Consider the following 22894-nt stretch of genomic DNA (forward strand, 5'->3'; position numbering starts at 1 on the left):
TAGTACGCAATAGCAAAAAAAAAGGGCTATTGCAAACGCAACAACCCTTGTAAATCATCTTAAATAGAACGTTTATTTTGTTCCGAAAATTTTGTCGCCTGCATCACCAAGCCCCGGTACGATGTAACCTTTATCATTCAGTTTTTCATCGATTGCAGCGGTGTACAATTCAACATCTGGGTGTGCTTTTTCTAGAGCAGCAATGCCTTCTGGAGCAGCGACCAAAACTAACACTTTAATATATTTGCAGCCTTTGTCTTTCAGTAGATCGATTGTCGCTATCATTGAGCCACCAGTCGCCAACATAGGGTCAACAACTAACGCAATACGCTCGTCAATATGTGATGCCAACTTGTTGAAGTAAGGAATTGGCTCTAACGTTTCTTCATCACGATAAATACCGACCACACTAATTCGAGCACTTGGAACATGTTCTAGTACGCCGTCCATCATTCCTAACCCTGCTCGCAGAATTGGTACAACGGTGACTTTTTTACCTTTAATTTGATCCACTTCTACCGGACCATCCCAACCTTCGATAGTCACTTTTTCTGTCTCGAAATCTGCGGTCGCTTCGTATGTTAACAGGCTACCAACTTCAGTAGCTAACTCACGAAAACGCTTGGTGCTGATATCCCCTTCACGTAATAAACCAACTTTGTGTTTAACTAAAGGGTGTTTTACTTCAACAACTTTCATTTCCATCTCCGACAATATTTGAATAAACTTACTAATTATACATGTTTTTTGTCTTTTCCCCGAGAGAATATAAGCAAAACTTTCTCACGCAAACGTTTTCCTTATTGGCTCAACTCAGTTAGAATAACGCCGATTTTCACATCCAAACTATCATGACGAGGACTTCCCGTGAGTGGCAATAAGACTTCTCTTAGCTATAAAGACGCTGGTGTAGATATTGATGCAGGTAATGCTCTAGTAGATCGAATTAAAGGGGTCGTTAAACGCACCCGTCGCCCAGAGGTTATGGGTGGTATTGGTGGCTTCGGTGCCCTTTGCGAACTACCGACTAAATATAAACAACCTTTACTTGTTTCAGGTACAGATGGTGTAGGTACTAAACTTCGTCTCGCTTTGGATATGAATAAGCATGACACTATTGGGATCGACCTTGTTGCAATGTGCGTTAATGATTTAATTGTTCAAGGTGCTGAACCGCTATTTTTCTTAGATTACTACGCGACAGGTAAACTTGATATTGATACTGCAGCGAATGTCGTTTCTGGTATTGGTGAAGGTTGTATCCAAGCTGGCTGTGCATTAATCGGTGGTGAAACTGCTGAAATGCCAGGTATGTATGAAGGCGAAGATTACGATGTGGCGGGTTTCTGTGTTGGTGTGGTAGAAAAAGCCGATGTAATCGATGGTACAAAGGTTGCCGCTGGTGATGCACTTATCGCAGTAGGATCAAGTGGCCCTCATTCAAATGGTTATTCTTTAATTCGTAAGATTATTGAAGTATCAAACGCTGACTTAACCGAGCAACTAAACGGTAAAACCATCGGTGAGCAACTATTAGAGCCAACCAAAATTTACATTAAATCCGCTCTTAAGATGATTGCAGAACACGACATTCATGCAATTTCTCATATTACTGGTGGTGGATTCTGGGAAAATATTCCTCGTGTTCTACCTGAAGGCACTAAAGCCGTTATTGATGGTAACAGCTGGCAATGGCCTGCCGTTTTCAATTGGTTACAAGAAAAAGGCAATGTTGATAGCTTCGAAATGTACAGAACATTCAACTGTGGCGTTGGCTTAGTGGTCGCTCTACCTAAAGAGCAAGCAGCTTCAGCCGTTGAACTGCTGAAATCTGAAGGCGAAAACGCTTGGGTAATAGGTGAAATAGCTAACGCAGCCGAAGGCGAAGAGCAGGTCGAAATTAACTAAGGAATAGTTCAAACATGATGAAAAGGATCGTAATACTCCTTTCCGGAAATGGCAGTAATATGCAGGCAATATCCGATGCTTGTGGATCACAGATACCCAATACGGAAGTGGTCGCTGTTTTTTCTAATAAGGCTAATGTATACGGGCTTGAAAGAGCCAAAGTTGCAGGTATAGACGCTCATTTTGTCGATCCTAGTATGTTTGACTCTAGGCAATTATTTGACGCAGAACTTATGCGTCAAATAGACACCTACCAGCCTGACCTTATTGTTCTGGCTGGTTATATGCGCATACTAAGCAGTGAATTTGTAAATCATTACCTCGGTAGAATGCTTAATATACACCCATCTTTGTTGCCTAAATACCCAGGTCTAAACACTCATCAGCGTGCGATTGACGCGGGTGATAGCCAACACGGTACCAGCGTGCATTTTGTTACCGAAGAGTTAGATGGTGGACCGGTAATTTTGCAAGCAAAAGTACCAGTATTTGAAGGTGACAGCGCGGAAATACTGAGTCAAAGAGTACAGAAACAAGAATACGATATCTATCCACTGACTATAAAATGGTTTGTCGAATCACGGCTTAAAATGATCGATAACCAAGCCGTCCTTGATGGTTGTGTTCTGGGTAGTTCAGGCTACGCAGCAGAGTAATTAATACCTGAGGATACCCATCTAATAGTGAGTTATCCTCATGTTATTAATCTTGTTTTGGTGGCGCGAAAGCAACATCTTTTAAAGACTCGGTATTGCTACTGATCCGTTCCCCAAAATGGAACAGATTAAACTCGCCCGGCTTCATTCTGATCCAAGCTTCATTATCGGTTAGAGGTTGAGTAGCAACAACTGAAACCACATCATTTGGTGTGGTTTCTTCTTGAAAGTTGATCGTTATATCTTCATCGATCAAACTTGCCTTACCAAATGGAGCACGACGCGTGATCCAGTAAAGGTGATTAGTGCAATAAGTCATCACATAATCGCCATCACTTAAAATCATATTAAAAACACCTAGCTGCTTTAACTTATCACAACACTCTGCAATAAAGTTGAACATGATCTGCATGCTTTCTGGTGGCTGTGGGTATTTAGATTCTAATTTATTCAGTAACCAACAAAATGCCAATTCACTATCGGTTTTTCCTACCGGCCTAATTCGGCCAGTATCAAGCGATTCATAATTAGACAATTGACCATTGTGAGCAAAAGTCCAATAACGTCCCCACAACTCTCGTGTAAAGGGATGTGTGTTTTCTAAATTAACACCACCACGATTAGCTTGCCTAATGTGACTGATAACCGCGAGGCTTTTAATGGGATACTGCTGAACCAATTCTGCTATTTTAGAGTTATAACTAGGATTTGGGTCTTTAAAGGTTCTAAAACCTTTTCCTTCATAAAAAGTAATCCCCCATCCATCGCTATGAGGCCCTGTTTTTCCACCTCTTTGCATTAATCCAGAAAAACTAAAACAGATATCTGTTGGCACATTAGCGCTCATTCCGAGCAATTCACACATTGATACAACCTTTATTAGTACTTTATTCAATTACCGATAATTCACAATTCGCTTAAAAAGCATTCAAATCAGCTAGAACAAAAAATCAAACAGCATGAGTAAAAAATTAACCTTAATCTTCCATCTCTTTTTCAATCAACTGGATAACGATATGGATAATTTTGATATGAATCTCTTGTATTCGGTCTGCGTAACCAAAATGAGGCACTCGTATTTCGATATCAGCACAACCCGCCATTTTACCGCCATCTTTACCGGTTAAAGCGATAGTCTTCATTCCTTTTGCTTTAGCTGCTTCAATAGCACGCAAGATATTACTTGAGTTGCCAGAGGTTGAAAGCCCCCACAATACGTCACCTTTTGCCCCTACAGCTTCAACATAACGAGAAAAAACATGGTCATAACCAAAATCGTTACTAACACAAGAAATATGACTCGGATCCGAGATGGCGATTCCTGCATAACCAGGACGATTTTCACGATAACGGCCGGTTAACTCTTCAGCGAAATGCATCGCATCACAATGAGAGCCTCCGTTACCACAAGAAAGCACTTTCCCTCCTTGCTTAAAAGAGTCTGCTATCATTTTTGCTGCATTTTCAATCTGTTGAATATTATGATCATCACTTAAAAACTTATTAAGTACGTCTGCGGCTTCCGTTAATTCAGAGCGAATAAGATTTTGATACATAATGACTCTCACTAGTTTGGGGAGGAAATAAAAATATGGCTAGAGTTTACCTAGAATATAATTCGGCTGTCGAGTAAATAAATAAAAGATTCCCATTTAGATTAAAAAAAGAGAAGAGCCTTTATTTGACTCTTCTCTTTTTATACATCATTGCCAAAAGATACTATCAATAACCCTATTTTCTGATAGTTAATTAACTAACTCTTGGGTGGCGCGTCCAATTGCATTGTTGGGGCAGAAGCCTTACGTACCGTTAATTTGCGAATAATAAACCAAATAAGCAAACCGAGCACAATTACAACAAGATTACCAACCAGAATTGTTAACATCCCCGTCATTCTGGCTTCTTCTCTATCACGCTTAATTCTCTCTATTTCTAGTAACCGACGCTTCTCTTCTTGAATACGTTGATACTCCTTGGTGGATTGCTCTATATCCAGTTTAGCCATAACACTAAAAGCGCGCTGCTTAATCTGTAACACTAGCTCTCTTCTAGCTGCACCTTCGGTTGCATAAACGGTTCCTTTCCAAGTATGTTTACCTGCTTGGCGGTCATTAGGCATAGAAAGCTCTGTCGTCAATTCATCCATCTCCACACTATTTTGCGTGATAATGGTTCGTTTATCTGGTGTGGTTTGTTCTAAATTCACGGCCAGTGTACCGGGTAAGATCATCCCAGCTTCACCAACAACGGTGACAATATGCGGTTCTGTTTCTTCTTTAGCTTGGATAAAATTGACGGTAATAGGCGATGGATAAATAAGTACAGTTTGCTCAACCGCTCTTAAAAACACACCGTTTTCGGAAGTAATTCGCGCTCGATATTTTCCAGGAGAAACCGAAATAGGCAAATCAACAGTAAATACGCCGTCTCCAGAGACTTCATCTAAGTTTTTGCCATCATCTTCAAAAGTCCCTAAATTAATCGCTTCAGGTTGTGCGTTCAATTCTGGGTTATCTTCATCTTCTATATATTTTATAAGCTTGACACTTAATTTCACTCTGTCGAGAAAATCTTTCAGGACTAATGGCTTTCCTTCTTGAGTTAATCTCGCGGTAAATTTCAATTTTTCGTTTTGGTACAATCTGCTAGGGAAGCTATCTACATGTAATTTTAAATTAGATAATAATGTAATGTTATTTTTAGGCGTAACTTTTCCTACTGCTTGCCAAGGCCCGGGCATTGGCGTTTCAATAGAAACGATATCCATACCATTTTCTTCGTACCATGATACGGACTCTGGGTGCTCCCAAGCATAATATTTTTCACCATCGGGACGAACCAGTACTACAGAACGAGATGGACTCTCACGATAAATAACAAACGATATCTGTTTTATGGTCGGATCAACTCTAAATCGGTTATCCAACAAAGACTGTGATGTTGCTGTTTCTGCCCAGCTTGACGAACTCGCCAAAAGATAAATAAAAAAAAGTACAACCCTGAACATAATAACCTCTATTGTCGCCAGAGACAGATCCCGCCTTTCTCTGCTACGATATCCAAACGTTTTTGGTGCGCTTCTACTTCATCGGCAGATGCACTTAAAACCTTAAGAGCTTTTCGCTCGGCAATGGGGCGTGTTATAGATTGGTCACGATTATTGTTTTGCTCTCCTGCATTAAATTCTAAGGTCGTCTGCCCTCCTGTCATCAGCAGGAAAACATCCGCTAGAATCTCAGCATCGAGTAACGCCCCATGTAAGGTTCGATGAGAGTTGTCGATACCATATCGGTCACATAGAATATCTAAATTATTCCTTTTACCCGGGAATAATTTTTTTGCCATAGCCAGCGTATCGGTAATGTTACAAAACCGTTCTACTTTACCAATAGCTGGATTAAGAGTTTCAAATTCTTGATTAATAAAGCCCACATCAAAGGGAGCATTATGAGCCACCAACTCCGCGCCTGTTATGAAATCTAAAAACTCTTGATGAACGTCACTATAAAGTGGCTTATCTGTTAGAAACTCGTCGGTAATACCGTGAACATCAATCGCTTCTTCTTGAATAAGTCGATCCGGCTTTATGTATACGTGAAAATGTTTGCCTGTTAACTTTCTATCTATAATTTCTACCGCACCAATTTCTATAATTCTATGTCCAAGGTAGGTAGGGCCACCTTCCCGATTCATACCGGTGGTTTCGGTATCGAGAACGACTATTCTTTGTTGTTTTGAAATGTTATTGGTATTCATAATGATATATATGTCAGACTAGAGTCATACTGAAAAGAGCGAATAGAGTAATAATATCAAATCATGGCGAAACAAGTTGAAGTTTTCACAGATGGTTCATGTTTAGGCAATCCGGGGCCCGGTGGCTATGGTATCGTGCTTAGATATAAGAAAACCGAAAAACAACTGGCGCAAGGTTATCAATTAACCACTAACAATAGAATGGAAATGTTAGCGGCTATTGTTGCACTGCAAGCGTTAAAAGAACCGTGTAATGTGATCCTAACGACCGACAGCCAATATGTACGTCAAGGGATCACTAAATGGATACACAATTGGAAAAAAAGAGAATGGCAAACCTCGAATAAACAACCAGTAAAAAATGCCGATCTGTGGAAAGCATTAGACCAACAAGCCGCTCGTCACATAATAGAATGGCGCTGGGTTAAAGGCCATGCAGGACATAGAGAGAATGAAATATGTGATGAAATTGCAAGAGCTGCGGCTGAAAATCCATCCAACGTAGACGAAGGCTACATTAACGCGCAAAATATTAGCGCGAAAAACACCTAAAGGACAAAAACAGAACTTAGCAGTATATGCTGTATTAGTGGTATCTACTGAGAATAAAGACAATGATTGTTTTTATTTATCAACCGACTCAGAACGACATCCTGCTTTTAAGTTGACACCAACGGGAGATAGCCGACTTTTTAGATGCCAATGCGGCTTAATCAATTTAAGTGGATAAGTTCTTTTTCTCGCTACGATAAAATATAGGCTGCCGCAAGGTAGTAACCAATCACCAATAATGTTTTCTAACCATGTCCAGAATGGATGCTTCATAGGAAAAACTGCGTATTGGTCTACATGCACCACTTCATAATTCAACAGGCTAAGCCAATCTTTTATCCGTCTTGGCGTAAACATGCGACCACTCCATGGTAGGTTGTTCTTCCTCCATGGCATTAAACTTGATAATCCGGTGAAACTTATAGGATTAAAACCAGTAATAATTAAATAGCCATCATCCACCATCACTCTATCAACTTCACGTAGTAAACGATGAGGATCTGGCGAATAATCCAACTGATGTGCAAGCAACACAACGTCAATGCTTTTCTCTAAAAAAGGCAAATCAAACAGATCCGCAATCAAAGTATGATTTGGATTCTCAATATCGAGGTTGACTTGATGCTGAATATTACACATCCTACTCATTATCTCACAACTGAGTCCACCCAGTTTGAGCATATGGTAACCAAACAGTTTAGGGCACCATTCATCAAGCCGCATTTGAACGGATTCGGAAACCCAATCACCGTTTTTCAGCTGTTGCCACGAATGAGGTTGTGGATTTTTTTTTGCTGTATGTGCTGCTTTCATCTATACCCTAACTTACTATTTCATTGCTGGAGAATAAAATGTTAACCATCAAGAGCATACCCGCATTCAATGATAATTACATCTGGCTGATTCAAAATAGCGATCAACGCTGTGCTATTGTTGATCCTGGTGATGCTTTACCGGTACTGGATTATTTAAAACAACATAATTTGGTTTTAGAAGCCATACTCATTACCCACCATCATCAAGACCACATTGGTGGTGTATTACCATTGCTAGAGCAATTTCCGAGTATAAAAGTCGTGGGCCCAGAAAAAGAACAAATACCTCTGGTTACTCATCAGCTCAATGCTGGCGACCAATTTGAGTTATTCGAAGAAACATTTTTGGTGTTAGAACTGCCAGGCCATACTAAGGGTCATCTGGGTTATCTTGGTGACGGCAAACTATTTTGTGGTGATGTTTTATTTTCTGCTGGTTGTGGGCGTATTTTTGAAGGAACAGCAGAACAAATGTTTGAATCATTAAATAAATTGCAAATACTGCCAAATGAAACAGAAGTGTATGCTGCACATGAATATACCAGTGCAAACATATCCTTTGCGTTATCGGTAGAACCGGATAACCAAGATTTGCATTCCTACCGAGACGAAGTATTCCAAAAACGAGCAGAAGGCATTGCTACACTTCCTACAACCATAGGTAAAGAAAAACGAATCAACCCATTTTTGCGAGTAGATCAGCCTAGTGTTATTAATTCAGTTGCCAATCGAACCAGAGAAACCTCTGAAATTGCAGTTTTTACTGCTTTAAGAGAGTGGAAAAACGCATTTTAACACTTTCTAGCTTGTCTATAAATTAGAGCGCAAGTATTATCATCAGTCAATTTTTTACTAGGTGATATTAAATGAGAATCTTTTTTAGTTGGGTCGTCGTGTTTTTATTGGCGGGGTGCCAAATGACCCAACAAATTGAGTCTGCCTCTGAGACAAACCCAACCAATAATAATGTCAATCAGACATCAAGTTCTTCTGATACCAGCCAATCATCGAATATTAGCTATACTCCATCCAGTACGAACAAAGATAATGATATTGAGGCTCCGAAAATAACACCTCAAAATAGTTCGGATGTATGGCAACGTATAGCAATGCAGTTATCGTTAGATATCCCAGAACATACTACCGTTGATCATTATCGAAACTGGTACATTTCTCATCCAAATCATTTAGCTATTGTCTCCAAGCGAGCAGAACCATTTCTTTACCTTATTGTAGAAAAAATAGAACAACGTGAGTTACCTATGGAACTTGCACTGCTACCAATAGTAGAAAGTTCCTTTGACCCCTTTGCTTATTCACATGGCAGCGCTGCAGGCTTGTGGCAATTTGTTCCTGGTACCGGAAAGATGTATGGTTTGGAACAAAACTATTGGTACGATGGCAGACGTGATGTGGCTGCAGCAACCGATGCCGCGTTAGATTATTTAACCGTTCTAAGCAAGCGATTTGATGGAAATTGGAGCCATGCTATTGCCGCTTACAATAGTGGCGGAGGACGAGTTTCTCGTGCAATTACTAAAAATAACAAAGCCAATAAACCCATCGATTTTTTTTCGTTAGATTTACCTAAAGAGACCAGTAGCTATGTACCTAAATTACTTGCATTAGCGGATGTGGTGTCACACCAGAAAAAATACGGCATAACTATCCCTGCTATTGAAAATAAACCCGTTTTACAAACCGTTGATCCAAACGAGCAATTAGATTTAGCCATCGCCGCCAACTATGCAGGACTTTCGGTCACTGAATTACAAAGCTACAACCCTGCGTACAACCAATGGGCGACACCACCAGAAGGACCTTTCCATTTTCTATTACCACTTAATACTATCGATAAATTCAATCAGTCAGTAAAAGAAAATAAAGGAAAAGGCGTAAAATTAGTACGTTACGAAGTGAAGTCTGGTGATACGTTAAGTGTTATCGCAAGGGATCACGACACTACGAGTAAGATTATTAGAACAACAAATAACTTATCCAGTAATATGATTCGTGTTGGACAACATCTAATGGTTCCAATGTCGAGCAAAAATAACGCCACCTACGCATTGAGTGCTACCAATCGATTAGCAAGCATTCAATCCCAAGCTCAAGGAAAGTTCAAAGTAAGTCATACCGTCTCTAGAGGTGAGAGCTTGTGGACCATTGCAAAAGCGAACAAGGTAAGTTATCAATCATTAGCGAAATGGAATGGTATGGGGCCGAAAGATACACTGAAAATTGGTCAAAAATTGGTGATATGGAAAAACAGTAGTGAGGGTGGCATTATGCGCACCGTGCATTATAAGGTACGTTCAGGAGACACGATTAGTGCTATTGCCAATAAATTCAAAGTCAAAACTTCCGATATTGTAAAATGGAATAATCTCTCCAAGCAAAAATACATCAACCCGGGCCAAAGCCTTAAACTGTATGTTGATGTAACCAAGGTGAATGTATGATCATTCCTTCCAGAAACCCGTTAATCATGCTGTTCGATATCTTTCGAGCCCCAAGTAGCTGCTTCGCTGCATTATATGAAAAAGGTGTATGGGGGTGGTTACCTTTCGTTACGTTGCTACTTAGCCCTTTTCTATTTTGGGGTTACTATTTTGATACGGTTGATTTTGAATGGTTAAAGTCGAATTTAGTCGATCAAATTGCCTCTTCCGAACCAGAACAAATCGCGCTCATTGAAGCCAATACTTTAATGGCCAGCGAGATAATAAAGGCGATGGTTAATAGGACCATAACCATAGGGTTATTAGCATTCTGGTTTTTGCTGGCGGCGAAACCTAGCCGTTATCAACACGGATATTGGAAATGGTTTGCGGCTTCTAGTGTGGTGATGTTTCCTGCAGTTTTAGGCGATCTTGCAAGTTATATTAGTCTACTGATGAACCACGGAAATGTGCTTTATTATGCGGCAGATCTTAATAGTTTAAATGGACTAATTAAACTTCCTTTAACTGATCAATGGTGTGGGTTCACGCGTGCGTTTCCGCTTTTATTACCTTGGTATATCATTCTTGGTTACGCTGCAATTGGTGCATGGACTGAATTTACTAAAAAACAAGCGGTAATGATTTCTGTATTGCCATGGTTGGGTTACTACTTTATTTGGGCTACATACCTAATCATTTTTTGATTTTTAAGCTACTTATTTAGTGCAAAGCTAACCAATAGCGGATTATGGTCCGAAGCGTCGGTAACAGGCGCTTCTGCACTGATAAGAGTGAGTCTTTTATAAAAAACATGGTCAAGAGGCATACCATTCAAAAAGCGTTTTCGATTATCAGGTATGAAGTTTACTTCTGTTAACTGCAATACATCCAGTTGTTGGCGTAAACTGACCAACCTATCTTCACTCCAAGTATTAAAATCTCCTGCAACAATGATCGGGCCAGAATGTAACAGCAGATTTTGCTTCAAAGCTTGGATTTGTTGTTGATAGTCTTTGGTACCTAAAGTGAAATTAATTGCATGAATGTTGACTACAGCAAGTGATTGCCCATTAGATAACAGATATTCAGCGTACAGCCCCGACTTAGGTAGTTGAAGCCAAGGTTCCATCGCGCTATAACCACAAGCGGTGCTTGGAAATTGGTTGGCTAAGTTAACCACTCCAGCACTGGTATCAAAAGCAGAAAATGCCTGAAGATAATTACTATCCCATGCTTGTTTTTTTATCCAAGATTTGAACTCATCCGATAGACTGGCTTCTTGAAGTAACAACAGTTGGGCTTTTTGGCTAAAGGCGTCTAGCGCTTCATTCCAGTTACTTCTATTTTGTTTATATATATTCCAAACTAATAGATTCAATTGGCCATTGTTGTCAACGGGTACCGGTGAAGCATTGTGATAACAAAGTGGGGCCACACTATCTTGATTACTGCCTATAACAAATTGCTGAGGCTGCTGAGGCACATCAAATATGAGTTTAAACAGTAATAAACCTAGTACTGCTAGCAAAAAATAAACGGTGAGAAGCTTTTTTATGAATGGTTTCATTACTAAATAGACAAGTAGATAAACAAAGACCGACAAAAAAAGGAGCCTTGGCTCCTTTCTAATTATATAATTTAGATGGCGTCTTCATCTTCTTCGCCAGTACGAATACGCACCACACGTTCAACATTAGTAACAAAAATCTTTCCGTCGCCAATTTTTCCTGTTTGCGATGTTTGGATAATCGTGTCAATACATTGATCGGCAACATCAGCATTAACCACGATTTCAAGTTTTACTTTAGGTAGAAAATCAACAACGTATTCAGCGCCACGATATAATTCAGTATGCCCTTTTTGACGTCCAAACCCTTTAACTTCAGATACCGTCATACCTGTAATGCCGACTTCAGCTAAAGCTTCTCTAACATCATCTAACTTAAATGGTTTAATGATCGCTTCAATCTTTTTCATGTTAATCCTTTAATCTACTTATACGACAATACTGCTAATTGTACTGATAAAAACGAATAAAGCTAATGAGTTAATCGGCTTACTTCATCTGTGAATAATAAGCGGCTAAGTTCTCAATATCTTGATCATTCAAAATAGCCGCTTGTGGTTGCATTATCGCAGCATTTCCACCCGTTCTTTGCTTAGAGCGGTAAGCTTTAATTGAAGAAATGATATACTTCTCATTCTGTCCTGCTAAGTTAGGGTAGCCATCAATAACCGATTTACCATCCATACCATGACAAGCTGCACATATCATAGACTTAGCTTTACCTGCTTCTGGATCGCCAGCGAATACTGACCCACTCAATAAGGCTGTTACTATAACTAACCCTGCGACAATTTTACTCATAATGCTTCCTTATACTTAAGAATTTTTTTATTTTTTATCTTATGCTTTTATACTTTATCCCATTGAATTTCACAATCATCACCATGAAAATCTTTGCACACAAAGAGGTTTACTAGCATGGCGACCTCATTCTCATACATAATTATCGGCGTTCTGGTTCTTAACCAACTTGGAACGTTATATTCTTGAAAGAGTTTTTTCAGTTTTCGACTATGCCCTCTGTCAGAGGGATGAGCAACTAAACCTGTCGGATTAAAATGTACACGAACCTGTTCATGTTGTTTTGGTTCACGCAATGATAAGGTGCCAGCGCTGGATTTTCTCGTTAAACAAATTTGTCCCAATGAATCTGGCAAGCGTATCTTTTTATCAATAAACAGAGCAGAAGACCACCAAGTCACATCTGAAGACTTTTGGACACAGTACAGCCTATTTCTGAAACGACGAACTTGTCCCGAAGTAATATTAATGGTTGGATTGGCATCGTCTTTGGCCAAAGCGGCTTGCTGCCAAATTAATTGTAATTGCACTAACGAAGGCATTATACAATTTTGCTTGGCAAGCCAGAGTCTCAACAGTTGGTTTCTGGCTAGTTCACTTTGCGTTTGAAGTTGAGCAATACACAAGCCACCATCATTATCGGTATATTGTGTTAGTCGCTCTATAAGTAGTTCACTAATTAGTGCTTCTTGATCAGCACAAAGTTGGCTACTACGTAATACTGACTTGGCAATAGTTGGCCAACGCTTTTTTAATTTAGGAATGATGTCATTTCGTAAAAAATTACGATCGAACTTAGTATCTTGATTACTTTCATCTTCTATCCATTGTAATTTTTTTTGTTGCGCATAATTTACAATGTCTGCACGATATACATTTAACAGCGGCCGAAGTAACCAACCATCTGAAAACTCCGTAATCTTCGGCATTGCTGACAGCCCTTTGGGACCACTGCCTCTTTTTAACGCCAGTAAAAAAGTTTCCAGTTGGTCATCACAATGTTGGCCAGTGAGTAGTAAATCATTTTTATTAATATGCTTTGCTAGAGCTTGATAACGTTTATTTCTAGCTTCTTGCTCAAGGCTAACTTGTCCACTTAAATTGAGTTCAACTCTCTCAGTAACTAACGGTAACTGATATTCATCACACCATTTTTGGCAACATTCAACCCAGTCATCTGCGTTGTCACTTAAGCCGTGATGAATATGGATAGCAAAACAAGTCACTGATTGATTTTGTGCTTGATACTGAGCCAACAGATCGAGTAAGACTGTAGAATCAACACCACCACTTAACGCAAGAATGACTCGACTGGTCGGTTGACGATACTTTTCAATGGATGAGATAACCGAATCTAACAAAGTGTAACCTCTATTTGTCGATGTAAAAAACGGACTTAAAAGTCCGTTTTATTCTACCGTATTACGCTACTTCGCGCGCTATTATTAGCCGCCGTAGACAATCAATACTATTAACAATAGCCATAGCTCATCAAACGTTGGTAACGACGTTCTAGCAGATCATCATTTTCCATTTCGACCAACTCATCTAATTGCTTAATCAGTGTGGCCTTTATATTTTCAGCCATTTGAATTGGATCACGATGCGCACCACCTAGTGGCTCTTCAATGATTTCATCGATGAGCTCTAGTTCTTTCAAACGCGGAGCGACAAGTCCCATCGCTTCAGCAGCTTGTGGGGCTTTATCCGAATCACGCCATAAAATAGAGGCGCACCCTTCCGGAGAAATTACCGAGTAAGTGGAATATTGAAGCATATTAACATAGTCACCAACACCAATAGCTAATGCACCACCACTACCACCTTCACCAACGACATTACAAATCACAGGCACTTTTAAACCAGACATAACCTTTAAATTTCTTGCTATCGCTTCTGACTGACCTCGCTCTTCTGCACCCACACCAGGATACGCGCCCGCAGTATCAATAAAGGTAATGACTGGCATATTAAAACGCTCAGCCATTTGCATTAAACGTAAGGCTTTACGATATCCTTCTGGTTTCGGCATGCCAAAGTTACGCAGTACTTTTTCTTTAGTTTCACGTCCTTTTTGATGACCGATAACCATTACTGGTCGACCATCTAAACGTGCCATGCCACCAATAATCGCTTTGTCATCACCATAAGCTCGATCACCTGCCAAGGCTTCAAACTCAGTAAAGACGGTTTCGACATAATCTAATGTATATGGGCGTTTTGGATGACGAGCAAGTTGAGCAACTTGCCATGCACCTAAGTCGTTAAAAATTTTGTTTTTTAACTCTAAACTTTTTTCTTCTAATTGAGAAATCTCTTTATCAAGATCCACCGATATATCGCCACCATGACGCGATACATCTCTAAGTGCTTCGATCTTTGCTTCTAGTTCAGCAATAGGCTTTTCAAATTCTAGAAAGTTCAGGCTCATCATGAATCCTTTGTTATTCAGCCGCTAATAACCCTTTATATTGATAGAATTAACGATATATCAATATAATTAACTTTATATCAATATAGCTAACTTTGAACAATATTGTTAACTTTAAACTAATATAGTTAAGGTTATCGCATCTGGATTTAGTTAAATTCGAGTTCTACTTGGTTCTTTCCAAGTAATTGTTTTAATTCGTCTATTAGATCGTCATTCGGCGTTACACGCCATTCTGTTCCTAATGCCAGTTTCGCTCTAGCATCTTTCCTTTGATAGTAGACATTAACCGGAACGGTTCCCGCTTTATGTGGTTCTAATATGCTACTAAACCGTTCAAAGAACTGGTTATTAATCTGTGATTCCATAATAGAAATAGATAAACCTCGAGTAAATTTTTCACGAGCCTCTCCAATATCCATCACTTCACGAGCAGACAGTTTAAGGCCACCATTGAAGTCATCAAAGCTGACCTGTCCAGAAATGACCAATATTTTATCTTTTTGTAACAATTCTGCATACCGATCGAGAGCATCTGAATAGAGCATCACTTCTATTCGCCCAGAACGGTCATCTAGTGTCATCAATCCAATTCGCGATCCACGCTTGGTCGTCATCACTCTTGCGGCAATAACTAATCCCGCTAAAGTAAGACTTTGATCTCTTCTAGTCGGTGTCGCATCTTTTAATCGACAGCTGGTGTAGCGAGCAAGTTCCTTTAAATAAGCATTTATGGGATGCCCGGTCAAATACAATCCTAATGTTTCACGTTCACCTTCTAGCCAAACTTTTTCTGGCCATGCTGGCACTTGAGCGTACGCTTGCTCGACCGCTTCAGGTGCGTCCGTTAATACTCCGAACATATCTGACTGACCAAAAGCTTCTGCTTGATGGTACTGACCTGCTGCTTTTACTGCAGCTTCAACCGACGCCATCATGGCAGCCCGATGTGGGCCCAATCTATCTAATGCACCTGCTTGAATCAACTTTTCTATTACTCGTTTATTGACTTTTTTAAGGTCGATACGAGCACAAAAATCGAAAAGATCTTTAAAATGACCATCACGATTTCTGGCTTCAATAATATTTTCTATCGGTCCTTCACCAACCCCTTTAATTGCACCAATACCGTATACCACGGCTCCAGTATCATCAACATTAAAACGGTACACACCCGCATTAATATCAGGCGGTAAAACCGTTAGTTTCATGCGGATACATTCATCAACCAAACCGACTACTTTTTCGGTGTTATCCATATCAGCAGTCATTACCGCTGCCATAAATTCAGCCGGATAATGTGTTTTTAACCAAAGTGTTTGATACGACACTAATGCGTAGGCGGCGGAGTGTGATTTATTGAAACCATAACCGGCAAATTTTTCTACAAGATCGAAAATTTTCATCGACAAGGTGCCATCAACACCGTTATCTATGGCACCTTGTTTAAATACAGAACGTTGCTTTGCCATCTCTTCTGGTTTTTTCTTACCCATAGCACGGCGCAACATATCGGCACCGCCTAAGGTATATCCAGCAAGAATCTGGGCTATTTGCATAACTTGTTCTTGATACAAGATGATGCCATAAGTGGGTTCTAAGGTTTCTTTTAATGACTCATGTTGCCATGTTTCATCCGGATATGAGACAGCTTCTCGACCGTGTTTACGATCGATAAAGTTATCTACCATGCCCGATTGCAAGGGACCAGGACGGAATAAGGCCACTAATGCAATAATATCTTCAAAACAGTCTGGCTGAAGCCGCTTAATCAGCTCTTTCATTCCACGTGATTCAAGTTGGAATACTGCGGTTGTTTCAGAGTTTTGCAACACTTTAAATGAACGAGGATCATCTAAAGGAATCGATTCAATACGAACTGGTGGCTTACCTTCGTTTTCTAAACGAGGATTAATTAAGCCCAGAGCCCAATCAATGATAGTTAACGTACGTAGACCGAGGAAGTCAAACTTAACTAAGCCAGCAGTTTCAACATCGTTTTTATCAAACTGGGTAACGGGGAAATTACCCTCAGCATCACAATAAATAGGAGCAAAGTCGGTAATTGTGGTTGGTGAAATGACCACGCCTCCAGCGTGTTTACCGGCATTACGTGTGACCCCTTCTAATATCCTACATTTATCAATGAGTTCTTTAACGTCTTCATCGGCAGCATAGATTTCAGGTAGTTGCGGTTCGGCTTTAAAGGCTTTTTCTAACGTCATTCCTGGATCAGGTGGAACAAGTTTAGAGATACGGTCAACAAAACCATAAGGATGACCAAGAACTCGTCCTACATCTCGGATAACCGCTTTGGCAGCCATAGTACCAAAAGTGATGATTTGAGATACCGCATCACGACCATACATTTCAGCAACGTGTTCTATTACTTTATCGCGTTTGTCCATACAGAAATCAACGTCGAAATCCGGCATAGAAACACGTTCAGGGTTAAGAAAACGCTCAAATAGCAGATCATATTCAAGGGGATCTAAATCGGTAATACTCAGCGCATAGGCAACTAATGAACCTGCACCGGAACCACGACCGGGACCAACAGGAACAAGATTATCTTTTGACCACTGAATAAACTCCATCACTATCAAGAAGTAACCAGGGAATCCCATTTGGTTAATAACATCTAATTCAATTTGTAACCGTTCATCATAAGGGGGCCGCTTCTCTAACCTCACCTGTTCATCAGGAAACAAAAATGCCAAGCGTTGTTCTAAACCTTCTTGGGATTTTTTAACCAAATAGTCTTCTATCTTCATCCCTTCTGTTGGGAAGTTAGGTAAGAATATTTCTCCTAAACGAACCGTTACATTACAACGTTTGGCAATTTCAACACTATTCGCTAATGCCTCAGGTATGTCAGCAAACAAGGTGCACATTTCTTGTTCTGTGCGTAAATACTGTTCAGCGCTGTAATTTTTAGGTCGACGAGGATCAACTAAGGTGTAACCATCATGAATAGCAACGCGTATTTCATGCGCGTCAAACTGCTCTTCATTCAAGAAAACCACTTCGTTAGTTGCTACAACGGGTAACTCGGTGTTTTCCGCTAGCTCAATGGCGAAATGAAGATAACTCTCTTCATCCGCTCTACCTGTCCTTGTTAGCTCGAGATAGAAGTGCTCAGGAAAATAAGTCTCATAAAAATTAACGCATTTATTAACGAGAGTTTGATTGCCTTTAAGCAGTGCTTTACCGATTTCGCCGGTTTTCCCACCGGAAAGTACAATCAACCCTTCTTTGTGATTGACTAACCACGCTTTATCAATCACTGGTCTATGCTGAATATGGCCCCGTTGATAAGCTTCAGAGATGAGTAAAGTAAGATTATTGTAGCCTTTATTATCTTTAGCTAGAACGGTTAAAGTAGTGAGTTCATCGCCAAACTCATCTGACTGCATAACAAAATCAGCACCAATAATGGGCTTAACACCACAGCCATGTGCGGTAAAATAAAACTTAACTAAGCCACACAAGTTAGTGAAATCAGTTAATGCCATCGCTGGCATGCCTAATTCTGCTACTTTTTTAACTAACGGCGGAACTTTAGATATTCCATCGATCATGGAATAGTCACTATGAACACGTAGGTGTATAAATTTAGGTTCTGACATTATTTTTGATTACTCGGTATTCATTGCTGACGATAAAAAATTCCATTTAACGTTTACGATTCTAGTAAGCCAAGCGCTTTTTTTACTGGCTTAAAACTTTTTCTATGTTGCTCGATGACACCATGCTTATCAATTGCAGCAAAATGCGCTTTAGTTGGGTAACCCTTATGTTGCGCGAAACCAAACTCTGGGTACTGCTGGTCTAACACTTCCATTTCTTGATCGCGAATCACTTTAGCTAAAATCGAGGCGGCGCTAATTTCCGCCACACGTAAATCACCTTTCACTACCGCCTGAGCCGGCATAGATAAATTCGGTATTCTATTACCATCAATCAATACAAATTCTGGCTGGATAGATAACCCATTCACGGCACGTTGCATAGCGAGCATTGTAGCATGCAAGATATTTAACTTATCTATTTCTTGCGGAGAACAGCGACCAACAGACCATGATATTGCTTTCTGTTGAATTTCAGGAAACAAAGCTAAACGTTTTTTTTCCGATAATTTTTTCGAATCGGTTAATCCTAAAATAGGGTTGTTTGGATCAAGAATAACAGCGGCAGTCACAACATCGCCTACCAATGGGCCTCGCCCTACTTCATCAACGCCAGCGAACAACTGATACTCGGTAGGGTATTCAAACGGAGGAAATTCTTTATTCATGTTCTTTACCTACTAGTTTTAAAACTGCTGATGCCGCTTGTTTGTCGGCATTTTTTCGGATCCATTGATGCATTTCAGTAAATTTGTCTAACATTTGCTTATTATCACTCGAAAGCAGTCTATCAACTTCAGTAAATAAATTATCAGCATGGCACTCTTCTAGGATAAATTCTTTCACCAGTTCTTGGTCTGCTAAGATGTTGGGTAAAGAGACAAATTTTGTTTTAACTAGTCGTTTGGCAATAAATGCGGTGATAGGATTCACGTTATAGGCGACTACCATTGGCCTTTTGATTAACATGCATTCAAGCGCAACGGTTCCAGAAGCCAATAGCACCACATCAGATGCTTCTATCACGTTCCTAGCCGTATCATTTACTAGGGTAAAAGATAACTCAGGCGCGATGGTTTGCCAGACTTGCTCAAATTGCGCTCTTCTTTTTTCATTAACTAGTGCCACCACAAAACCAAGATCCGGATTTTTTTGGTGTAACTTTTGACAGGTTTCAATAAAAGGTTGCGCAAGCATTTTTAATTCACTAGCGCGACTACCCGGAAGAACAGCGAGCCACTGTTTGTCTTGTTGTAAATTGAGTTTTTGTCGTGCTTGTTTATTAGGGCTTTCTAATGGGATCGCATCGGCTAAAGTATGGCCAATAAATTCACAAGGCACCTGGTATTGGTCATAAAATGCTTTTTCAAATGGTAAAAATGCTAATACTAGATTGGTCGCAGCTTCTATTTTAAAAATTCTTTTTTGTCGCCAAGCCCATACCGAAGGACTGACGTAATGAACTGTTTTAATACCTGCATCTTTAAGCGTTTTCTCTAAACGAAGATTAAAATCAGGGGCATCGATACCAATAAATACATCAGGTGGGTTAGCAGTAAAATGGTCAACTAATTCGGCTTTTACTTTTAAAAGTCTTGGTAAACGACCAAGTACTTCGACCAAGCCCATAACAGATAACTCTTCCATATCAAACAACGATTGGCAACCCAACGCATTCATTTTGGGGCCACCAATACCAACAAATTGTGCATCAGGTATTGTCTGTTTTATCGCTTTTATGAACCCTTCCCCAAGCGTATCACCTGAAAGTTCACCGGCAACGATACCAATAGTAAAAGGACGAGATTGCTGCATAAATTTCGTTTCCCTAACTTAGCCTAAACTCACTTATTACTAAGACGAAAAAGACCGCAACACAGGTTACGATCTTTAATAAGTTAAGCCTGTATAAAAAAGTACTTAACGGATGATGCCACGAGCAGATTTGTCTAAAAAGGCTAAGAATAACTGAACGGCAGCAAAATCTTGCGCTTCGTTAGCGATATCTACTTTGGCTTCTTCTAACGTCTTACCGCTTCGATATAGTGCTTTGTATGCTCTTCTAATGGCATGGATTTCTTTCTTTTCAAAACCGCGACGTTTAAGACCTTCGATATTTATCCCAAAAGGAGCGCAATGATTGCCTTGAGCCATAACGTAAGGAGGCACATCTTGAACCACAATAGATCCACCACCTAACATTGCATGGTCACCAATATGACAGAATTGATGGATAGCGCTCATCCCACCGATAATCGCATTTTTTCCTACGGTAACATGGCCAGCTAACGTAGCATTATTCGCAAAAATACAGTGATCACCCACGATACAATCGTGTGCTATATGCGCGTTAATCATAAACAAGTTATCGTTGCCCACTTTAGTCAAACCACTATCTTGGATAGTACCTCGATGCATTGTCACACTTTCACGAATGGTATTACGATCGCCGATTTCTAAGCGAGTATCTTCGCCGGCAAACTTAAGATCTTGACACTCTTCGCCAATAGAAGCGAATTGAAATATACGGTTATCTTGACCAATTTTTGTTGGTCCTTTCACCACAACATGCGAAAGAAGCTCTGTACCCTGTCCAATCTCTACTTTATTGCCAACAGTACAAAACGGACCAATTTTGACATTGGCCCCAATAACAGCACCTTCTTCTATGATGGCACTTGAGTGGATAATCGCACTTGGATGAACCTGAGCATTTTCATGGATCATAATTAGAATTCTCTACGGGCACATTTTAGATCAGCTGAACACACGACACCACCATCTACTTTGGCTACTCCAGTAAATAAGGCAATACCTCTGCGTTCTTTAATAAACTCAACTTCAATGACGAGTTGATCGCCGGGCACGACTGGTTTCCGAAATTTTGCGTTATCAATACTAGCAAAATAGTACAACTCGTTCTCTGTTGGCGCACCAAAGGTAGCGAAAGCAAGCAAACCCGTTGCTTGGGCCATCGCTTCTAGTATTAGTACACCAGGAAAAATCGGCATTTGAGGAAAGTGTCCAGTAAACTGAGGTTCATTTACTGATACGTTTTTCAAACCAATAAGGTGTTTACCTTCTACATATTCGGTAACACGATCAATTAATAAAAATGGATAACGGTGAGGAAGTAACTCTCTAATTTTAGTGATATCCATAGTTTTTTTTTCAGTTGTCAAAGCCATATTCCTATAAACAATTCAATTGATTATTATCATCAATAATAAAGCATCATATATAAAAGCATTATAAACGAAAAAGGCCCGCGACTTGCAGACCTTTAAGAAGAATTAGTAGAAATTAATCGCATTACGCTTTCAGTTGGTTCTCTACTTCTTTCAGTCTCTTATTCATTTCGTCAATACGATGAGTGCGAGCGGCCATTTTCCGCCACTCTTTATTTGGCTGAACAGGGATCCCTGAAGAATATACCCCTTTAGTCGCAATACTCTTCATCACCATACTCATGCCGGTAATGGTTACCTGATCTGTAACTTGTATATGACCATTAATAACCGCCCCGCCACCAATAATGCAGTACTTACCGATTGACGTGCTGCCTGCGATAATTGTACCACCAGCAATCGCGGTACCATATCCGATCTGCACATTATGCGCAATTTGCAGCTGATTATCTAGAATGACATTGTCTTCAATAACCGTGTCATCCAACGCCCCTCTATCAATAGTAGTACATGCACCAATTTCTACACGATTTCCTACTCTCACTGAGCCAACTTGTGGAATTTTAACCCACTCACCTTTATCATTTGCATAGCCAAAACCATCCGATCCGATCACGGTATTGGCCTGTATAAGACAGTTCTCACCAATTTGAACATCATGATATATCGAAATGTTCGACCAAAGCTTACTACCTTTACCTATGGCGCTATTTTTACCGATAAAGCAACCTGCTCCAATCGATACATCTTCCTCTAATGTTACGCCCGCTTCTATAGTCGTATTGGCTCCAATGGTAACGCCTGAAGCGATAGACGCAGAATCGGCAATGACTGCAGAAGGGTGGATACTACAGGCAGGATTAGGAGTAGAGTCTAGTGCTTGAGCAACAAGTGCATAAGCAAGATAGGGATCATTAACCACTAAAACATTGGTTTTACAGAGTGCTAATTCAGATTCTTTGACCATGATCGCCGAAGCTTGACACTCACCCAAATGTTTACGGTATTTCACATTGGATAAAAAAGTGATCTGCCCAGTTCCTGACCTGTCCATCGGAGCAACAGACGTAATAGTTATAGTGCTATCACCATGTACTGTGCCCCCTGTAATCGCTGCTAAGTCAGCGAGAGTAACTGTAGCCATATT

At 40.1% G+C, this 22894-nt stretch carries 23 protein-coding genes; 6 read left to right on the plus strand and 17 right to left on the minus strand.

Features of this window, described 5'->3' with window-relative positions; translation table 11 throughout:
- Window positions 1-72: 72 nt before the first annotated feature.
- Entirely contained in the window at window positions 73-699 is a 627-nt protein-coding gene (upp, locus tag ACLKML_RS08395) for a uracil phosphoribosyltransferase (RefSeq protein ID WP_413284946.1), read from the minus strand.
- A gap of 168 nt (window positions 700-867) precedes the next feature.
- On the opposite strand from upp, the gene purM reads away from it, so the two are divergent.
- Together purM and purN are read left to right on the plus strand one after the other, a co-directional pair.
- Window positions 868-1908: a phosphoribosylformylglycinamidine cyclo-ligase gene (purM, locus tag ACLKML_RS08400; RefSeq protein ID WP_413284947.1), complete on the plus strand. Its 1041-nt coding sequence runs from the start codon at window positions 868-870 to the stop codon at window positions 1906-1908.
- A gap of 17 nt (window positions 1909-1925) precedes the next feature.
- On the plus strand, window positions 1926-2564 hold the full coding sequence (gene purN / locus ACLKML_RS08405) for a phosphoribosylglycinamide formyltransferase (RefSeq protein WP_413285858.1): 639 nt from the start codon (window positions 1926-1928) through the stop codon (window positions 2562-2564).
- A 46-nt stretch (window positions 2565-2610) separates the two neighbouring features.
- Here purN and ACLKML_RS08410 read toward each other — a convergent pair whose 3' ends face one another.
- From ACLKML_RS08410 to dnaQ, 4 genes are all read right to left on the minus strand, one after another.
- Window positions 2611-3429, minus strand: a complete 819-nt coding sequence (locus ACLKML_RS08410) for a class II glutamine amidotransferase (RefSeq protein ID WP_413284948.1) — start codon at window positions 3427-3429, stop codon at window positions 2611-2613.
- Between the two features lie 112 nt (window positions 3430-3541).
- Window positions 3542-4120 carry a D-sedoheptulose 7-phosphate isomerase gene (gene lpcA / locus ACLKML_RS08415; RefSeq protein ID WP_413284949.1) on the minus strand — a complete coding sequence of 193 codons (579 nt, stop codon included), beginning with the start codon at window positions 4118-4120 and terminating at the stop codon, window positions 3542-3544.
- 197 nt (window positions 4121-4317) lie between these two features.
- Window positions 4318-5571, minus strand: a complete 1254-nt coding sequence (locus ACLKML_RS08420) for a TIGR03503 family protein (protein ID WP_413284950.1) — start codon at window positions 5569-5571, stop codon at window positions 4318-4320.
- A gap of 8 nt (window positions 5572-5579) precedes the next feature.
- The gene (gene dnaQ, locus ACLKML_RS08425) at window positions 5580-6320 is read right to left on the minus strand and encodes a DNA polymerase III subunit epsilon (protein ID WP_413284951.1); all 741 of its coding nucleotides are present in this window, start codon (window positions 6318-6320) and stop codon (window positions 5580-5582) included.
- A 63-nt stretch (window positions 6321-6383) separates the two neighbouring features.
- On the opposite strand from dnaQ, the gene rnhA reads away from it, so the two are divergent.
- Window positions 6384-6872, plus strand: coding sequence for a ribonuclease HI (rnhA, locus tag ACLKML_RS08430; RefSeq protein ID WP_413284952.1), 489 nt, complete (start codon window positions 6384-6386; stop codon window positions 6870-6872).
- Between the two features lie 72 nt (window positions 6873-6944).
- Here rnhA and ACLKML_RS08435 read toward each other — a convergent pair whose 3' ends face one another.
- Window positions 6945-7685 carry a class I SAM-dependent methyltransferase gene (locus ACLKML_RS08435; protein ID WP_413284953.1) on the minus strand — a complete coding sequence of 247 codons (741 nt, stop codon included), beginning with the start codon at window positions 7683-7685 and terminating at the stop codon, window positions 6945-6947.
- Window positions 7686-7723: 38 nt separating this feature from the next.
- On the opposite strand from ACLKML_RS08435, the gene gloB reads away from it, so the two are divergent.
- The 3 genes from gloB to ACLKML_RS08450 all read left to right on the plus strand — a co-directional run bounded on the left by gloB (window position 7724) and on the right by ACLKML_RS08450 (window position 10835).
- Window positions 7724-8482, plus strand: a complete 759-nt coding sequence (gloB, locus tag ACLKML_RS08440; protein ID WP_413284954.1) for a hydroxyacylglutathione hydrolase — start codon at window positions 7724-7726, stop codon at window positions 8480-8482.
- 71 nt (window positions 8483-8553) lie between these two features.
- The gene (locus ACLKML_RS08445) at window positions 8554-10149 is read left to right on the plus strand and encodes a LysM peptidoglycan-binding domain-containing protein (RefSeq protein WP_413284955.1); all 1596 of its coding nucleotides are present in this window, start codon (window positions 8554-8556) and stop codon (window positions 10147-10149) included.
- Entirely contained in the window at window positions 10149-10835 is a 687-nt protein-coding gene (locus ACLKML_RS08450; RefSeq protein WP_413285859.1) for a YIP1 family protein, read from the plus strand. Before ACLKML_RS08445 ends, ACLKML_RS08450 begins: the two co-directional genes overlap by 1 nt.
- 8 nt (window positions 10836-10843) lie before the next feature.
- Here ACLKML_RS08450 and ACLKML_RS08455 read toward each other — a convergent pair whose 3' ends face one another.
- The 11 genes from ACLKML_RS08455 to lpxD all read right to left on the minus strand — a co-directional run bounded on the left by ACLKML_RS08455 (window position 10844) and on the right by lpxD (window position 22891).
- Window positions 10844-11698: an endonuclease/exonuclease/phosphatase family protein gene (locus ACLKML_RS08455; RefSeq protein WP_413284956.1), complete on the minus strand. Its 855-nt coding sequence runs from the start codon at window positions 11696-11698 to the stop codon at window positions 10844-10846.
- Between the two features lie 71 nt (window positions 11699-11769).
- A complete protein-coding gene (gene glnB, locus ACLKML_RS08460; protein WP_413284957.1) occupies window positions 11770-12108 on the minus strand; it encodes a nitrogen regulatory protein P-II in 339 nt (112 codons plus the stop codon).
- Window positions 12109-12187: 79 nt separating this feature from the next.
- Window positions 12188-12499 carry a c-type cytochrome gene (locus ACLKML_RS08465; protein WP_413284958.1) on the minus strand — a complete coding sequence of 104 codons (312 nt, stop codon included), beginning with the start codon at window positions 12497-12499 and terminating at the stop codon, window positions 12188-12190.
- 47 nt (window positions 12500-12546) lie between these two features.
- A complete protein-coding gene (tilS, locus tag ACLKML_RS08470) occupies window positions 12547-13860 on the minus strand; it encodes a tRNA lysidine(34) synthetase TilS (RefSeq protein ID WP_413284959.1) in 1314 nt (437 codons plus the stop codon).
- A 110-nt stretch (window positions 13861-13970) separates the two neighbouring features.
- Window positions 13971-14930, minus strand: a complete 960-nt coding sequence (accA, locus tag ACLKML_RS08475) for an acetyl-CoA carboxylase carboxyl transferase subunit alpha (RefSeq protein WP_413285860.1) — start codon at window positions 14928-14930, stop codon at window positions 13971-13973.
- A gap of 149 nt (window positions 14931-15079) precedes the next feature.
- Window positions 15080-18559, minus strand: a complete 3480-nt coding sequence (gene dnaE / locus ACLKML_RS08480) for a DNA polymerase III subunit alpha (protein WP_413284960.1) — start codon at window positions 18557-18559, stop codon at window positions 15080-15082.
- 53 nt (window positions 18560-18612) lie between these two features.
- Window positions 18613-19227, minus strand: a complete 615-nt coding sequence (rnhB, locus tag ACLKML_RS08485; RefSeq protein WP_413284961.1) for a ribonuclease HII — start codon at window positions 19225-19227, stop codon at window positions 18613-18615.
- Entirely contained in the window at window positions 19220-20374 is a 1155-nt protein-coding gene (gene lpxB, locus ACLKML_RS08490; protein WP_413284962.1) for a lipid-A-disaccharide synthase, read from the minus strand. The genes rnhB and lpxB overlap by 8 nt, the downstream gene beginning before the upstream one ends.
- Before the next feature lie 105 nt (window positions 20375-20479).
- On the minus strand, window positions 20480-21286 hold the full coding sequence (gene lpxA, locus ACLKML_RS08495; protein ID WP_413284963.1) for an acyl-ACP--UDP-N-acetylglucosamine O-acyltransferase: 807 nt from the start codon (window positions 21284-21286) through the stop codon (window positions 20480-20482).
- A gap of 2 nt (window positions 21287-21288) precedes the next feature.
- Complete coding sequence (gene fabZ, locus ACLKML_RS08500; protein ID WP_413285861.1) at window positions 21289-21720, minus strand: 3-hydroxyacyl-ACP dehydratase FabZ; 432 nt, start codon at window positions 21718-21720, stop codon at window positions 21289-21291.
- Window positions 21721-21871: 151 nt separating this feature from the next.
- The gene (gene lpxD / locus ACLKML_RS08505; RefSeq protein WP_413284964.1) at window positions 21872-22891 is read right to left on the minus strand and encodes a UDP-3-O-(3-hydroxymyristoyl)glucosamine N-acyltransferase; all 1020 of its coding nucleotides are present in this window, start codon (window positions 22889-22891) and stop codon (window positions 21872-21874) included.
- Window positions 22892-22894 lie beyond the last annotated feature (3 nt).

The organism is Vibrio sp. MA40-2 (genome assembly GCF_047302445.1).
Lineage (GTDB): Bacteria > Pseudomonadota > Gammaproteobacteria > Enterobacterales > Vibrionaceae > Vibrio.

Excerpts from the sequence above, each read along its gene's own strand:
- ACLKML_RS08465 (WP_413284958.1), bottom strand. The coding sequence starts at position 12,499 with ATGAGTAAAATTGTCGCAGGGTTAGTTATAGTAACAGCCTTATTGAGT.
- rnhB (WP_413284961.1), bottom strand. The coding sequence starts at position 19,227 with ATGAATAAAGAATTTCCTCCGTTTGAATACCCTACCGAGTATCAGTTG.
- rnhA (WP_413284952.1), top strand. The coding sequence starts at position 6,384 with ATGGCGAAACAAGTTGAAGTTTTCACAGATGGTTCATGTTTAGGCAAT.
- lpxD (WP_413284964.1), bottom strand. The coding sequence starts at position 22,891 with ATGGCTACAGTTACTCTCGCTGACTTAGCAGCGATTACAGGGGGCACA.
- glnB (WP_413284957.1), bottom strand. The coding sequence starts at position 12,108 with ATGAAAAAGATTGAAGCGATCATTAAACCATTTAAGTTAGATGATGTT.
- lpcA (WP_413284949.1), bottom strand. The coding sequence starts at position 4,120 with ATGTATCAAAATCTTATTCGCTCTGAATTAACGGAAGCCGCAGACGTA.
- lpxB (WP_413284962.1), bottom strand. The coding sequence starts at position 20,374 with ATGCAGCAATCTCGTCCTTTTACTATTGGTATCGTTGCCGGTGAACTT.
- ACLKML_RS08435 (WP_413284953.1), bottom strand. The coding sequence starts at position 7,685 with ATGAAAGCAGCACATACAGCAAAAAAAAATCCACAACCTCATTCGTGG.
- fabZ (WP_413285861.1), bottom strand. The coding sequence starts at position 21,720 with ATGGATATCACTAAAATTAGAGAGTTACTTCCTCACCGTTATCCATTT.
- ACLKML_RS08420 (WP_413284950.1), bottom strand. The coding sequence starts at position 5,571 with ATGTTCAGGGTTGTACTTTTTTTTATTTATCTTTTGGCGAGTTCGTCA.
- ACLKML_RS08445 (WP_413284955.1), top strand. The coding sequence starts at position 8,554 with ATGAGAATCTTTTTTAGTTGGGTCGTCGTGTTTTTATTGGCGGGGTGC.
- gloB (WP_413284954.1), top strand. The coding sequence starts at position 7,724 with ATGTTAACCATCAAGAGCATACCCGCATTCAATGATAATTACATCTGG.
- purN (WP_413285858.1), top strand. The coding sequence starts at position 1,926 with ATGAAAAGGATCGTAATACTCCTTTCCGGAAATGGCAGTAATATGCAG.
- accA (WP_413285860.1), bottom strand. The coding sequence starts at position 14,930 with ATGAGCCTGAACTTTCTAGAATTTGAAAAGCCTATTGCTGAACTAGAA.
- lpxA (WP_413284963.1), bottom strand. The coding sequence starts at position 21,286 with ATGATCCATGAAAATGCTCAGGTTCATCCAAGTGCGATTATCCACTCA.
- upp (WP_413284946.1), bottom strand. The coding sequence starts at position 699 with ATGAAAGTTGTTGAAGTAAAACACCCTTTAGTTAAACACAAAGTTGGT.
- ACLKML_RS08455 (WP_413284956.1), bottom strand. The coding sequence starts at position 11,698 with ATGAAACCATTCATAAAAAAGCTTCTCACCGTTTATTTTTTGCTAGCA.
- ACLKML_RS08410 (WP_413284948.1), bottom strand. The coding sequence starts at position 3,429 with ATGTGTGAATTGCTCGGAATGAGCGCTAATGTGCCAACAGATATCTGT.
- dnaE (WP_413284960.1), bottom strand. The coding sequence starts at position 18,559 with ATGTCAGAACCTAAATTTATACACCTACGTGTTCATAGTGACTATTCC.
- dnaQ (WP_413284951.1), bottom strand. The coding sequence starts at position 6,320 with ATGAATACCAATAACATTTCAAAACAACAAAGAATAGTCGTTCTCGAT.